12 protein-coding genes are annotated in these 12,881 nt (G+C 70.9%); 9 read left to right on the forward strand and 3 right to left on the reverse strand.

Annotated elements, in window-relative coordinates; all coding sequences use genetic code 11:
• Positions 1-94 precede the first annotated feature (94 nt).
• From OG407_RS03330 to OG407_RS03360, 7 genes are all read left to right on the forward strand, one after another.
• Positions 95-1,399 carry an extracellular solute-binding protein gene (locus OG407_RS03330; protein WP_405854825.1) on the forward strand — a complete coding sequence of 435 codons (1,305 nt, stop codon included), beginning with the start codon at positions 95-97 and terminating at the stop codon, positions 1,397-1,399.
• A gap of 7 nt (positions 1,400-1,406) precedes the next feature.
• Complete coding sequence (locus OG407_RS03335; RefSeq protein ID WP_405854827.1) at positions 1,407-2,318, forward strand: carbohydrate ABC transporter permease; 912 nt, start codon at positions 1,407-1,409, stop codon at positions 2,316-2,318.
• Positions 2,315-3,232: a carbohydrate ABC transporter permease gene (locus OG407_RS03340; RefSeq protein WP_405854829.1), complete on the forward strand. Its 918-nt coding sequence runs from the start codon at positions 2,315-2,317 to the stop codon at positions 3,230-3,232. The genes OG407_RS03335 and OG407_RS03340 overlap by 4 nt, the downstream gene beginning before the upstream one ends.
• A gap of 79 nt (positions 3,233-3,311) precedes the next feature.
• On the forward strand, positions 3,312-4,442 hold the full coding sequence (locus OG407_RS03345) for an ROK family protein (RefSeq protein WP_405868259.1): 1,131 nt from the start codon (positions 3,312-3,314) through the stop codon (positions 4,440-4,442).
• A 34-nt stretch (positions 4,443-4,476) separates the two neighbouring features.
• The gene (locus OG407_RS03350; protein ID WP_405854831.1) at positions 4,477-6,003 is read left to right on the forward strand and encodes a GMC oxidoreductase; all 1,527 of its coding nucleotides are present in this window, start codon (positions 4,477-4,479) and stop codon (positions 6,001-6,003) included.
• Positions 6,004-6,051: 48 nt separating this feature from the next.
• Positions 6,052-6,663, forward strand: a complete 612-nt coding sequence (locus tag OG407_RS03355) for a nucleoside deaminase (protein WP_405854833.1) — start codon at positions 6,052-6,054, stop codon at positions 6,661-6,663.
• Complete coding sequence (locus OG407_RS03360) at positions 6,660-7,586, forward strand: sugar phosphate isomerase/epimerase family protein (RefSeq protein ID WP_405854835.1); 927 nt, start codon at positions 6,660-6,662, stop codon at positions 7,584-7,586. The genes OG407_RS03355 and OG407_RS03360 overlap by 4 nt, the downstream gene beginning before the upstream one ends.
• Here OG407_RS03360 and OG407_RS03365 read toward each other — a convergent pair.
• Positions 7,507-9,105, reverse strand: a complete 1,599-nt coding sequence (locus OG407_RS03365; RefSeq protein ID WP_405854837.1) for a BTAD domain-containing putative transcriptional regulator — start codon at positions 9,103-9,105, stop codon at positions 7,507-7,509. The genes OG407_RS03360 and OG407_RS03365 overlap by 80 nt on opposite strands.
• Before the next feature lie 164 nt (positions 9,106-9,269).
• Between OG407_RS03365 and OG407_RS03370 the strand changes: the two genes are divergently transcribed.
• Entirely contained in the window at positions 9,270-9,653 is a 384-nt protein-coding gene (locus tag OG407_RS03370) for a hypothetical protein (protein WP_405854839.1), read from the forward strand.
• Positions 9,654-9,766: 113 nt separating this feature from the next.
• A complete protein-coding gene (locus OG407_RS03375) occupies positions 9,767-11,011 on the forward strand; it encodes an MFS transporter (protein WP_405854841.1) in 1,245 nt (414 codons plus the stop codon).
• Between the two features lie 46 nt (positions 11,012-11,057).
• Here the strand turns inward: OG407_RS03375 and OG407_RS03380 are convergent, their stop codons facing one another.
• Both OG407_RS03380 and OG407_RS03385 read right to left on the reverse strand, forming a co-directional pair.
• The gene (locus OG407_RS03380; RefSeq protein ID WP_405854843.1) at positions 11,058-11,900 is read right to left on the reverse strand and encodes a helix-turn-helix transcriptional regulator; all 843 of its coding nucleotides are present in this window, start codon (positions 11,898-11,900) and stop codon (positions 11,058-11,060) included.
• A gap of 14 nt (positions 11,901-11,914) precedes the next feature.
• Positions 11,915-12,850 carry an SDR family oxidoreductase gene (locus OG407_RS03385; protein WP_405854845.1) on the reverse strand — a complete coding sequence of 312 codons (936 nt, stop codon included), beginning with the start codon at positions 12,848-12,850 and terminating at the stop codon, positions 11,915-11,917.
• Positions 12,851-12,881 lie beyond the last annotated feature (31 nt).

A 12,881-nucleotide genomic window follows, 5' to 3' on the forward strand; every position in this document is an offset into this window, starting at 1 on the left:
GCTGCTTTCCCCGAAAATCCCGGAACCCCGAAAACGGCGGCGCTCCGGAATTCCCTTCACTGTCCTCAGCGCCCCATGAGACAGGAGCCCCCGAGTGTCCGACCCCTCCCGCCGCGGCGTCCTCAGACTGTCCGCCGGCACCGCCCTGCTCGGCACCCTCGCCCTCACGGGCTGCGGACGCGGCGACACCGCGACCGCCACCGCGAAAACCGCGGCCAAGTCGATCGACGACAAACCGGCCACCGGCACCGTGAACGTCTGGGCCGCGCAGGGCGACGCCGACGTCCTCGACAAGGTGATCAAGCCCTTCAAGTCCGCGAACCCCGACGTCACAGTGAAGTTCACGCTGATACCGAACTCCGAGTACTACACGAAGCTCCAGGCGGCGATCGCGGCGGGAAAGGGCCCCGATGTGGCCCAGTTCTTCCCCGAATCGCAGGCGCAGTTCCTCGACCCGTCGATCCTCCGGCCGGTGCCGGACGGACTCGTCGACTCCGGCGCCTTCTTCAAAAGCCTCTGGGACGCGGGCCTGGTCAAGGACGTGGCCTACACGGTGCCTTGGTACGCGTACACGTACGCCCTCGTCTACCGCGCCGACCTCGCCAAGAAGGCGGGCGTCGAAGCACCCACCACGTGGGCCGAAATGGTGCCGTTCTTCAAGGCGTTGAAGGGTGCCGGTGCCGTACACGGGCTCGGGGCGGACAACGGCTGGGACATCTTCAACGGCCAGGACGTCGCGATGTACGCCTGGCAGGCGGGCGGCAACCTCCTTTCCGGCAGCGGCAGTTGGAACCTCGACACACCGGAGATGGTCGACGCCCTCAAGTACAACGCGTCGTTCTTCACCTCGGGTTCGGCCGACACCGCGACCCCCACCTTCCTCGACGCGCAGCCGTACTTCGTGTCCGGCAGGACGGCCACGATGGTCACCGGCCCCTGGGTGCTCGGGCAGCTCGACACCGCCGCGAAGAGGACCGGCTGGACGGCGGCCCATGTCGCCACGGCACCCCTGCCGGCCGGCGCCTCGGGCAGCATCTCCTTCTCCGCCGGGGGCACTTGGGGCGTCCTCGCCGACAGCGGGAACACGGACGCGTCGTGGAAGTTCGTCCGCCACGTCGCGAAGCCGAGCACGCAGGTCGCGCAGTACTCGGCGTACGGCTCGCTGCCCGCGGTGATCTCCGCCTGGGACGCTCCGGCCGTCAAGAAGCAGCCGCTCCTCGACGCCTTCCTCACCCAGCTGAAGAACACCAAGGCCTTTCCCCAGGTGGGCACTTGGCAGCAGGTCGCCACCCGGCTGGGCAAGGAGATGGAGACCGTCGCGAAGGGCACGCAGACCGCGGAGAAGGCCGCCGCGAGCATCCAGGCGTACGCCAAGAGCCTCGGCACGGGCGCGGAGTGAGCCGCGGATGACGACCACGCTCGTCCCGGGAGCGCGGCACCGGGCACGCAACTCCCGTCGCACGGCGGTCGCTTGGCTGTTCCTCGCGCCGTTCGGCGTCGTGTTCCTGATCTACACCGCGATCCCCACGGTGGCCGCGCTCGGCTTCAGCCTGACCGACCTGCGCGGCTCGGACCTGCGGCATCCCCTCGCGGTCGACTTCACCGGCCTGGACAACTACCTGCGCCTGTTCCAGGATCCGACCTTCCTGCGGGACATCCTGAACACCGGCGTCTTCGTCGCCATCGGGGTCCCCCTGACCATGGCGATCGGCTTCGCGCTGGCCGTCGCGCTGAACTCCGGGATCCGGCGGCTGCGTGGCGTGTTCCGTACGGTCTTCTTCGCACCGGTCGTCACCAACGTCGTCGCGGTCGCCCTGATCTGGCAGTACGCCTTCAACGCGGGCGGCACGGTCAACAAGGCACTGGGCTACGTCGGTCTCGCCGGGCCGAACTGGCTGGACGATCCGCACCTCGCCATGCCCGTGGTGATCCTGCTCGGCGTCTGGCGCAACTTCGGCACCGCGATGGTCCTGTTCCTGGCCGGACTTCAGGCCGTACCGGAGGACGTGTACGAGGCCGCGGCGCTCGACGGGGCGGGCAGATGGCGGCAGTTGCGGCACATCACGCTGCCGCTGCTGCTCCCGACCACCCTCATGGTGTCGGTGCTGCTGACCGTCTTCTACCTCCAGGTCTTCGACGAGCCCTATCTCCTCACGGACGGCGGGCCGTTGGGGTCCACCGAGTCCGTATCGCTGTACACCTACCACCAGTTCGGGTCCGGCCAGCTGGGCATGTCCTCGGCCGCGTCGTTCGTGATGCTGCTGCTCGTGCTGCTGGTGAGTGTCGTCCAGTTCCGACTGCTGAGGCCCCGCACATGACCGCCGTAGCCGCGTCGTTGACCGACGCCGACACCTCTGCCGCTGCCTCTGCCTCTGCCTCTGCCTCTGCCGAGGACCGGATCGGCGTACGCCACCGGCCAGTTGGCCGCCCCCTGCTGTACGGCGCGTTGGTGCTGTGCGCGCTGCTCACGCTGCTGCCCTTCTTCTGGGTGGTCAGCGGTTCGCTGCGCGGTCTCGACGAGATCCGCTCCGACCCGGGCGCGTGGCTGCCGCGGCACGTCACGCTCGACAACTTCGTGCGGCTGTTCCGGACCGAGGGCTTCGGGCGCTTTCTCACCAACAGTGTCCTGGTCGCCCTCATGGTGGTGATCGGCAACATCGTGGCGGCCTCGGCGGCCGGATACGCCCTGGCCAAGCTGGAGTTCGCGGGCAAGCGGCTCGCGTTCGGCGCGGTGATGGCGGCGATGATGGTGCCGTTCACGACGGTGTTCGTCACCCAGTTCGTGATCACGGTCGACATGGGCCTCGCCGACACCCTCACCGGCATCGCGCTGCCCGGGGTGGCGCTGCCGCTCTCCGTGTTCATCATGCGGCAGTACGCGCAGTCGGTGCCCGACGAGTTGCTGGAGGCGGCGCGCATCGACGGCGCGGGCGAGTTCCGGATCTTCTTCCGGATCTTCCTGCCGCTGGCCGGTCCCGCGGTCGCGACGATCACGATCATGTCGTTCCTGAACTCGTGGAACAACTTCATCTGGCCGCTCATCGTCGCCCAGAGCACGGCGAGTTACACCCTCCCGGTCGGCCTCGCCGCCACCAGCCAGGCGGCCCAGCACGTCACCGACTACGGACTGGTCCTCGCCGGCGCGATCGTCGTGATGCTGCCGGTGCTCGTGCTCTTCCTGTTCCTCCAGCGGTACTTCGTGCAGGGCATCGCCGGATCGGGGATGCGGTGACGCCTGTGACCGGGACCTGTGGGTTCGCGCCCGTCGCACGGGGCAAGTCCGAGGAGGCGGAAGGGTGTTGATGTCGGGGATGAACCAGAGCGCCGTGCGGCGCGTCAACACCTCGGTCGTCCTGCGCGCGCTCGCGGTGTCCGCGGGGCCCACGACACTGACCGCGCTCGCCGAACGGGCCGGTCTGTCCCGCCGTACGATCGAGCTGATCCTGGACTCGCTCGTCGAGGCGGGCTGGGTCGCCGAGTTGGAGCGGATACCGATCAGCGGTAGTGCCGGGCGACCGGCCCGGCGGTACGAACTGCGCGCGGAACACGCCCTGTTGGCGGCCGTGTACATCAACACCGCCGACGCCTCGGCCGTGATCGCCGACGTACGCGGCCGTATCGTCGGCCGGGCACACCGCCCGCTGCGTGCCTACCAGGACCCACAGGCCACGCTCGACGACGCGGCGGCCCTGGTACGGGAGGCGCTCGACGACGCGGGCGGGTCGCCGGAGCGGCTGCGCGCGGGCGCGGTGGCGGGCGGTGGTGCCATCGACGACGAGGGGGTCGTACGCCGCCTGGTGCACACCACGCGCTGGGAAGGCGTGCACCTGCCCAAGGAGCTCGAACAGCGCATCCGGATGCCCTGGTTCGCGGACAACGACTCCAACCTCGGTGCGTTGGCGGAGCGTTGGCGAGGTGTGGCCGGTGATCACGACAACGTCGTGTGGGCGATCCTCGGCAACCGGACCGGTCTCGGCATCCTGATCCGAGGGGCCGTGCACCGGGGTCTGGACGGCGCGGCGGGCGAGATCGTCGAGGCACGGTCGATCCCGACCGGCACGGTCCAGGACCGCCCGGTGGCGTTGCTGAGTTCGCCGGAGGCGGCGCAACGCACAGTGGCCCTGGCCCGCTTCGAGGCCGCCCGGGCCGGGGACGCCGAAGCGCTCGCCGAGGTCGACGAGTTCGTCGACAACATCACCTCCATCCTCACCACCCTGTCGTGGACGGTCGCGCCCTCGCTCATCGTGCTGGGCGGCGGTCTGGAGGACGCGGCCGATGTGCTGCTCCCCCGGGTGCGCGAGGCGATGCGCGCCGCCCGTACCCCCGCGATCGAACTGCGCGCCACCGGCCTGGGCCGCGACGCAGCGCTGATCGGCGCCGTGAAGCTGGCACTCGACCGCATGGACACCGAGTTGTTCGGCCCGCTCGTCCTCAGTCCCTAACTCCCCCCACAGCAAACGATTTTGGAGTCTCCCTGTGACCGACACCCCGCGCACCGACGTCCTCATCGTGGGCAGCGGCATCATGGGTTCCGTGGTGGCCCGGCTGCTGCGGGAGAGCGATCCGGGGCTGGGCATCACGATGGTCGACGGCGGCAGCGCGATCGGCGAAGCACCCGGGCTGCATCTGCACGACGTGGCCGATCCGGACCTCTGGTCGCGGTACAACGAGCGGGTCGAATCCGGTATCCAGGGCATGTACACCGGCGCCGAGGTGGTGCGCGAGGTCGCGGACGGCCTCGCCGGACTCACGCCCGGCATGTTCCACGCGCTGGCCTTCGGCGAGGACGCCGAGGCGATGCCCGCGACCGCGCTGGCGTGGAACGCGGGCGGCATGGGCGTGCACTGGACCGCCGCGACCCCGTGGCCGGCCGGGCCCGAGGTCTTCGACTTCGGCGACCCGGCCCGCTGGGCGGCCGACCTGGACACCGCGCGCCGCCTGCTCGCCGTCTCCCCCTCCCCCATCGGCCCGACCGAGGTCGGCCGGACCGTCCTCGACGTCCTGCGCCGCCGCTACGACGACACCGCACCCGCCGACCGGCGCCCGCAGCCGATGCCCATGGCCGTCACGGCGACGGACTCGGGCCCCATGCCGCGCACGGCGCCGGGGACGATCTTCCCGGCGATCGCGGCGGGCGGCGACCCGGCGTTCACCCTGCTGACGGGGACCCTCGCGACCCGGCTGCTCGGCTCGGACGGCCGGATCACCGGCGCCCGACTGCGCCGTGTCGCCGACGGCACGGAGTCCGCACTCCACGCGGACACCGTGATCGTGTGCGCCGACGCGCTGCGCACCCCGCAACTGCTGTTCGCCTCGGGCATCCGCCCCGAGGCGCTGGGCCGCTACCTCAACGAGCACGCGTTCATCACCGCCCAAGTACTCCTGGATCTGGACCGGTTCGGGATCGCCCTGGACGACCTGCCGCTCCCGCGCACCGGCGAGTTCAGCACGGACTCGCTGTGGCTGCCGCAGAACGGGCCTGCCCAGCCGTTCCACGGCCAGATCATGAACCGGACGTACGTCGACGAACACGGCCGCCCGCTCGCCCACGCCGTGGGCCTGTCGCTGCTCATCCCCGTCGAGTCGCGCCCCGAACACCGGCTCGTCTTCTCCGAGTCGGAGACCGACCTCGCCGGACTGCCGCGTATCGGCGTCGAGTTCGCCTACACGGAAGCCGACCGCGCGCTGATCGACCGGGGACTCGCCGAAGTCCGTTCACTGGCCGGGGAGTTCGGCCCCTTCGACGCCGCGACCGAACTCGCCCTGCTCCCGCCCGGCTCGTCCCTGCACCTGACCGGCACCGTCCGCTCGGGCACCGCCGACGACGGGACCAGCGTGTGCGACCCGGACGGCCGGGTGTGGGGCTTCGACAACCTGTACGTCGCCGGCACCGGAGTGATCCCCACCCCGATGGCCGCCAATGTGACCCTGACCGGCGCGGTGACGGCCGTACGGACCGCCCGTGCCGTGACCGCCCGCACCGCGCCGCTCGCCGCGCGCTGAAAGGAAGCCCAACCGTGAAGGAAGCCCGAACGTGAAGGACGCCCGATCGTGATCGACATCGTGAAGGAATACCGCGTGGCACTGCCGGCGTGGATCGACGACGAGCTGGCCGACGTGCCCGCCGTCGTCCCCGGCCGCGAGGACCGGATGCGGCTCGTGCACCGGCTCGCGGACCGCAACTGGCGGGAGGGCAACGGCGGTCCGTTCGCGGCGCTCGTCGCCGAGCGCGACACCGGCCGGATCGTCTCGGTGGGCGTGAACGTCGTTCTCGCCTCCGGAGTCTCCAGCGCACACGCGGAGGTCATGGCCCTCGGCCTGGCCCAAATGGCCGCGGGCGGCTGGGACTTGGGCGCCTCCGGCCTCCCGACGCACGAGCTGGTCGTCAACTGGCGCCCCTGCGTCCAGTGTTACGGCGCCACCCTGTGGTCGGGGGTGCGCGGTCTGGTGGTCGCGGGCGAGGGCCCGGAGCTGGAGGAGATCACCACGTTCGACGAGGGCCCACTCGGCGCGGACTGGGCCGAGCAGTTCGAGGCGCGGGGCATCGAGGTCGTAGGAGATGTGCTCAGGGACGAGGCGCTGGCCGTGTTCCGGAGCTACCGCAAGGCCGTCGACGAAGCGGACGGTGTCGTCGTCTACAACGCGCGCGGAGGTGCCGAGTGACCCCGCGTTTCGCGACGGACATCGTCACCTTCTACCACCCGGACTTCTGGGAACTCCCCTCGGCGGACGCCGTACGCGCGTGGGCGCTGGCTCATCCCGAACTCTTCTGGGAGCGGGTGATGGACGCGTTGGACGAGGCCGGCGTCACGGGCATCGAACTCACCTTCGCGCCGGGCGACATCGAGTCGGCGCTGCGGGCCTTCGGCAGTGCGCAGGGCTTCCGGCGCGAGCTGGTGTCCCGCGGCCTGGCCGTGGTGAGCGCGTTCGTCGCCGGGGAGGACAGCCCCGACTGGCGGGATGCCGACAACCTGCCCGCGATCGTCGCCGACGCCGAACGACGCGCGGCCTTCCTCGTCGACGTGGGGGCCGAACTCCTCGTCGCGGGGCTCCCGATGCGCACGACGTTCGGGACGCGCCCGCCCTTCTTCGTCGACGCCCCGTACATGACGCGCATGGCCGACATCGCGCACGCGGTGGGCGAGGCCGTCTCCCGGCAGGGCGTGCGGCTCGCCTTCCACACGGAGTCCAACAGCACGCTCTGGTACGAGCGTGACATCGACCTGTTCATGGCCTTCACCGATCCGCGCTACGTCTGGCTGTGCCCCGACTCCTGCCACATCGCGCTCGGCGGGGGTGATCCGGTGGCCGTGGCACGCCGTCACGCGCAACGCGTCGCCCTGGCGCACTGGAAGGACGCGGTCCGGCCCATCGACGTGGAACTCACCATCGACGAAACGGTCTTCGCCCAACAGCAGCCCTACATGGCCGAGTTGGGCTCGGGCATCGTCGACTGGAAGGGCTGGGCCGACGTGATGTCCCGTACGCCCGGCGCCGACACGGTGCTCATCGAACTGGACGAGGCGGCCGATCCGGTCGCCGCGTTGCTGGCGGGGAGGGCGGTGGCGTCGTCGGTGCTGCCGTGACCGGTGACCCGGTGCCGGCACGGCGGTGCGACGGAAGCGCGTCGAGACTCCGAAGGATCTTGGCGCGCAGGGGAGCCGTGCCCAGGAGGCCGATCTCGTCGATGATGGTCAGGGCCTCGACCCAGGCGTCGCGTGCCGCGTCGGAATCGGCCGCGGCACGGTGGCGGACACCGAGGCGGCCGGTCAGCAACTCCCGGGCCTGGTCTGTGGTCAGCAGGTCCACGGCCAGCAGGTGCGCGCCCTCGGTCGCGGCCAGACCGGCGAGCCGGTTGCGGCTGGTGACCAGTGCCAGGCAGCCGGCCGCGCCGGGCAGCAGCGGGCGGACCTGTGCGGCGTCGCGGGCGTTGTCCAGCACCACGAGTACCCGCCGCCCGGCCAACAGGCTTCGGTACAGGCCGACTTGTGCGTCAAGGCCGTTCGGGATGCGGGCCGGTGGCACCCCGAAGGCGTCCAGGAATCCCCGGACCGCCTCGGCCGGGTCCACCACGGAGCCGCCGGGGCCGAAGCCGCGCAGGTTCACGTACAACTGCCCGTCGGAGAAGGCGTTCCGGACCCGGTGGGCCCAGTGCACGGCCAGCGCCGTCTTGCCGACACCGGCGGTACCCGACACGGCCGAGATGACCACGGCGGCCTGCGGCACCGGGCCGGGGTCGGCCGTAGCGGGCAAAATGGCGTCGAGCTGGGCAAGTTCGCCGTCGCGTCCGGTGAATGCCGCTACGGCCAGGGGCAGTTGGGCTGGAACCGCGCACGGCGACGCCGGCGGTCCGGGCGTCGGAGCGGGCGCGGTGTCCTGGCGCAGGACGGCGGTCTGGATGTCCCGCAGCGCCGGGCCGGGTTCGATGCCCAGTTCCTCGCCCAGTCGGCCGCGGGTGCGATGGAAGTGGTCCAGGGCTTCGGCGGAACGGCCGCACCGGTGCAGCGCGAGCATCAACTGGCCGGCCAGCCGCTCGTCCAGGGGGTGCGCCTCCGCGCGGGCCGGCAGTTCCGGCAGCAGCGCGGCATGCTGTCCCAGCCGTAACCGCAGCTCGCCCAGGTCGAGTTGGGCCGCGAGTCGTTCCTGGACGAGGGTGTCGCGCAGGGCGTTGAACCAGGGCGTGTCCAGAGCGGCGAAGGGCTCCGCGCGCCATGACCCCAGGGCCTGATCGAGGAGGGCCGCGGCGCGGGTGTCGTCGTCGGTGGCGCGGGCCTCGGCGGCCGTACGGCGGAAGGAGTGCAGGTCGACGGTCACGGTGTCGGAGGTGGTGAGGACGTAGCCGCCGGGGCGCCGTGCGATGACCGCCTCGCCGGTCGCGGCCAGGGCCTGTCTCAGCCGGGAGAGGTAGCTGTGCAGGGTGGTGCGGGCCTGCCGGGGTGCGTGGTTTCCCCAGACCCGTTCGGTGAGTTGATCGGTCGTCACCGGGCGGTGGACGTCGACCAGCAGCACCGCCAGCACACCCCGCTGCCGGGTGTGGCCCAACGCGACCGGCCGGCCGCCGATGTGGGCCTCGACGCTGCCCAACACCCCGAATTCCACGGTCATCCCGACCGCCTCCCCCGCGATTCAAGAATTGTCCAACGTTTGTCCCAGCCCCGACCGACACCTTGGTGCGTGGCGGCAGTCGATCACTGATGGAACAACTCGACTGCCGGCCAAAGGACTTGACCCCTGGTCGAAGAACTCGGCCAAGCATTCGGGAGGCAGACATGAGACGCACGATACGACGCCGTGGCGCCATGATCGCGGTGGCCGCCGCGCTCAGCGCGGGCGGGCTGATTCTGGGAACGGCGGCGAGCGCGTCCGCGAGCGCGCTGATCCCGCTGACCACGGCCACCGGGGCGGCTCTCTTCAACGGCACCACCGTGGCCTCCGGAACGGTCGGCGTCCCGGACCTCTGGCCCGGGGACACGATCCTCGCCACCTGCTGGAGCCGAGGTGACAACCTCGGCGGGGGCAACGTCTGGTACCGCACGGTCGACGAGCGCTACGCCCACCTGAACGGACTGGAGTTGACCGCCACCGGGTGGACGTACGGGGCGTACGTCGACACCAACGCGGCCTTCCACAACGGGAGCATTCCGCAGTGCTGACAGGACGGTGACATCGGAATCGTCCACGGCGTCGAGCCCCCGGTCATCGCGACCGGGGGCTCGACGCCGCCTCCAACTGCCTTGCGAAGGCGCCCACTTGATACGATTCGATCATGCCGCGCCTGGTGGACGTCCCTGGGTACGTACGCTTCTGGACCGCCTCCGCGATCTCGTCGTTCGGCTCGCAGATCACCGGGCTGGCGCTGCAGATCCTGACCGCCGTCACGCTGAGCGCGTCCGCCACGGAGGTGGGTCTGGTCAGCGCGGCCCGCTGGGCGCCGTATCTGCTCTTCGGGCTCGTGGCCGGGGTGCTGGTGGACCGCTGCCGGCGCAGGCCGGTCATGGTGGCCATGGACCTCGGCAGGGCCGTCCTCCTCGGCGCGATCCCGTTGCTGTACGCGCTGGACCGGCTCGGCATCGCCGCGCTGTGCGCGTGTGTCTTCGCCTTCGGGGTGCTCTGTCTGTTCTTCGAGGTGGCCAGCCACTCCTACGTCCCGCAGCTGGTCCCCAAGGAACTCCTCAACGCGGGTTATGCCCGGGTGGGGCAGGCCGACGCGGCGGCCGGGTCGACCGGGCCGCTGCTCGCCGGAGTGCTGATCAAGCTGGTCGGCGCGCCGCTCGCCGTGCTCGTGGACGCCGTCAGTTATCTGGTGTCCGGCCTGCTGCTCACCTCGGTGCGGGCCCACGACCCGGTGCCCGATCGGGGCGCGCGGCGCAGTCTCCTCCAGGAACTGCGTGAGGGGGTGGCCTGGGTCTACCGCCATCGGACCCTGGCGTCCATCGCGCTGACCTCGCACTTGATGCTTCTCTTCAACACCGTCGTCAGCACGGTCTTCGTGGTCTTCGCGCTGCGTGACCTCAAGATCGGGGACTTCGGCCTGGGCGTGACGTACGCCTGCGCGGGCCTCGGCGGAGTGGTCGGCGGCGCCTTCTCCGCACGCGCGGCGCGGAGGTTCGACGTCGCCGCCGTCCTTATCGCGGGCCGTCTCGTCGCCGCCGTCGGCTGGCTGCCACTGCTCCTCGCCCAGCGGGGACCGTGGGCCCTGGTCTCTGTGTCACTCGCCTTCTTCGTGGTCTCCGGGGCCATCTCGCTCGAAAGCCCGGTCGAGATGAGCTACCGCCAGGCGGTCACGCCCGAGCGGCTGCGGGGACGCGTGAACGCCACGATCCGCTCGTTCAACTGGGGCATGGTCGCGATCGGCGCACCCCTGGGCGGCCTCCTCGCCGACCGGGTCGGCTACCGGTTCGCCCTGTGGGCGGGCCTGTCCGGAGCGGTCCTCCAGGCCCTTCTGCTCGCCGGGTCGCGCACCCGGGAGGCGCGCGACACCGACGGGGTCGAGCCTCTCGTACGGGCCTGAGCCGAGGGATCGCCACGCCTTTCCGAGGTGGTCGGGAACGGCGACGTCAGAGGTGCGGTGCACGATCGCCCACGACGGACAGGAGCTGGAGTTTCTCGTGGCTCTCGGTACCGGGTGTGGCGGTGTAGACGAGAAGGGCCTGTGCCTGGTCGGCGTCGTAGAGGACCTGGCACTGGAGGTCGAGGATGCCGAGGTCGGGGTGGCTGATGCGCTTGCGGTCGTCGGGTCTGCGGACCGAGATCTCGTGGTCGCTCCACAGTCCGGCGAACTCCTCGCTCTCCGCCAGGAGCGCCTCGACGATCTCGCCCACCCGGGGGTCGGCGCCGTTGCGGGAGTAGACGGCGCGCATTTCGGAGGTGACGACGCGGCTGTTCAGCGCGTGGTCGGCTTCGGGATAGATCCGTCGGGCCAGCGGGTCGGTGAACCAGCGGTAGGCCAGGCTGCGGCTGAGGCCGGTGAAATCGGTCTCGTTGCCGATCAGCGCGACCGCGAGGCGGGTCTGGATCAGGGTCTCGCCGAGGCCGTTGACGACCTGGGCGGGCGTGTCCGCGAGGCGGTCCAGAATGCGCATGATGCCCGGGGTGACATGGTCGGTGCCGAGACCGCGACTGGGTGTGTTGTGGCCGGCCATCCGGAACAGGTGATCGCGTTCGTCCAGGGAGAGATGCAGGCCACGGGCGATGGCGGCGAGCATCGCCTCGGACGGCATCGGCCCGCGCTGCTGCTCGATGCGTGCGTAGTAGTCGGCGGAGATACCGCAGAGCAGGGCGATCTCCTCGCGCCGCAGGCCCCGGGTACGTCGGCGCGGGCCGCGGGGCAGACCGACGTCCTCGGGCTGCAGTGCCTCGCGCCGGGTCCGCAGGAAGTCGGACAGTTGTGCTCGGTCCATGACGGCATTCTTTCTCAGGCGGGGAAGCGGACACCGGTCAGTTCCTCGGACAGCTCCCAGATCCGCCGGGCGTCGGCCTCGCTGCGGGCATTCTTGTAGACGGCCTGTTCGACGGGAGCGCCGCTCAGGTGCAGAAAGCCTCCGGGGCCGTAGAACGCGCCGCCCCGCGCGGCCGGGTGCGTCGCCGCGTACAGCGCCGGAAGGGGTCCCGCGTCGAGGGGCTGGACGAGGAATCCGGCGCTCGCGAGACGGCGGATGATCCGCACCGCCGCGGTGTCCTTGGACCGGCCCATGTGCGGCTGCGCCGCGAGCAGGTTGGTGGGGGTGACACCGGGATGGGCGACATTGCTGGTGATCCCCCAGCCGAGCCGTGCGCTACGGCGGTCGAGTTCCAGGGCGAAGAGCATCAGCGCGATCTTGGACTGGCTGTAGGCGCGGGAGGGCTTGTACGTGTCGCGCCATTGAGGGTCGTCCCAGTTGATGCCGCCCATGTTCGCGGAGACGCTCGACTGGGAGGTGACCCGGCCGCCCGCCGCGCGCAGCAGGGGCAACAGCCGTGCCGTGAGCGCGAAGTGGCCGAGGTGGTTCGTGCCGAACTGCAACTCGAAGCCGTCCTTGGTCTCCGCACGCGCGGGCGGTTCCATGATGCCCGCGTTGTTCACCAGGAGGTGGACGGGCCGCCCTTCGTCGATCAGGGTCGCGGCGAGGGCCTCGACGGAGTCCAGTGAGGACAGGTCGAGCGGGCGGGTCGAGACCTGTGCGCCCGGGTGGGCCGCCTTGATACGTCCGACGGCGTCCCCGCCCTTGGCCTGGTTGCGCACGGGCAGGATCACCTCGGCTCCGGCGGCGGCGAGACGGCCGGCGAGACCGAGCCCGATCCCGTCGCTGCCACCGGTGACCACGGCGAGCTTTCCGGTCAGGTCGGGCAGGGTCGGTTCGGGAATGTCCATGATGGTTCGGCTCCTGGGTCGGGGCTGGCTG

The sequence above is a fragment of the Streptomyces sp. NBC_01515 genome (assembly GCF_045040345.1).
In the GTDB taxonomy this organism is placed as follows: Bacteria; Actinomycetota; Actinomycetes; order Streptomycetales; family Streptomycetaceae; genus Streptomyces.

Excerpts from the sequence above, each read along its gene's own strand:
- OG407_RS03335 (WP_405854827.1), top strand. The coding sequence starts at position 1,407 with ATGACGACCACGCTCGTCCCGGGAGCGCGGCACCGGGCACGCAACTCC.
- OG407_RS03340 (WP_405854829.1), top strand. The coding sequence starts at position 2,315 with ATGACCGCCGTAGCCGCGTCGTTGACCGACGCCGACACCTCTGCCGCT.
- OG407_RS03345 (WP_405868259.1), top strand. The coding sequence starts at position 3,312 with ATGAACCAGAGCGCCGTGCGGCGCGTCAACACCTCGGTCGTCCTGCGC.
- OG407_RS03365 (WP_405854837.1), bottom strand. The coding sequence starts at position 9,105 with ATGACCGTGGAATTCGGGGTGTTGGGCAGCGTCGAGGCCCACATCGGC.
- OG407_RS03370 (WP_405854839.1), top strand. The coding sequence starts at position 9,270 with ATGAGACGCACGATACGACGCCGTGGCGCCATGATCGCGGTGGCCGCC.
- OG407_RS03375 (WP_405854841.1), top strand. The coding sequence starts at position 9,767 with ATGCCGCGCCTGGTGGACGTCCCTGGGTACGTACGCTTCTGGACCGCC.
- OG407_RS03380 (WP_405854843.1), bottom strand. The coding sequence starts at position 11,900 with ATGGACCGAGCACAACTGTCCGACTTCCTGCGGACCCGGCGCGAGGCA.
- OG407_RS03385 (WP_405854845.1), bottom strand. The coding sequence starts at position 12,850 with ATGGACATTCCCGAACCGACCCTGCCCGACCTGACCGGAAAGCTCGCC.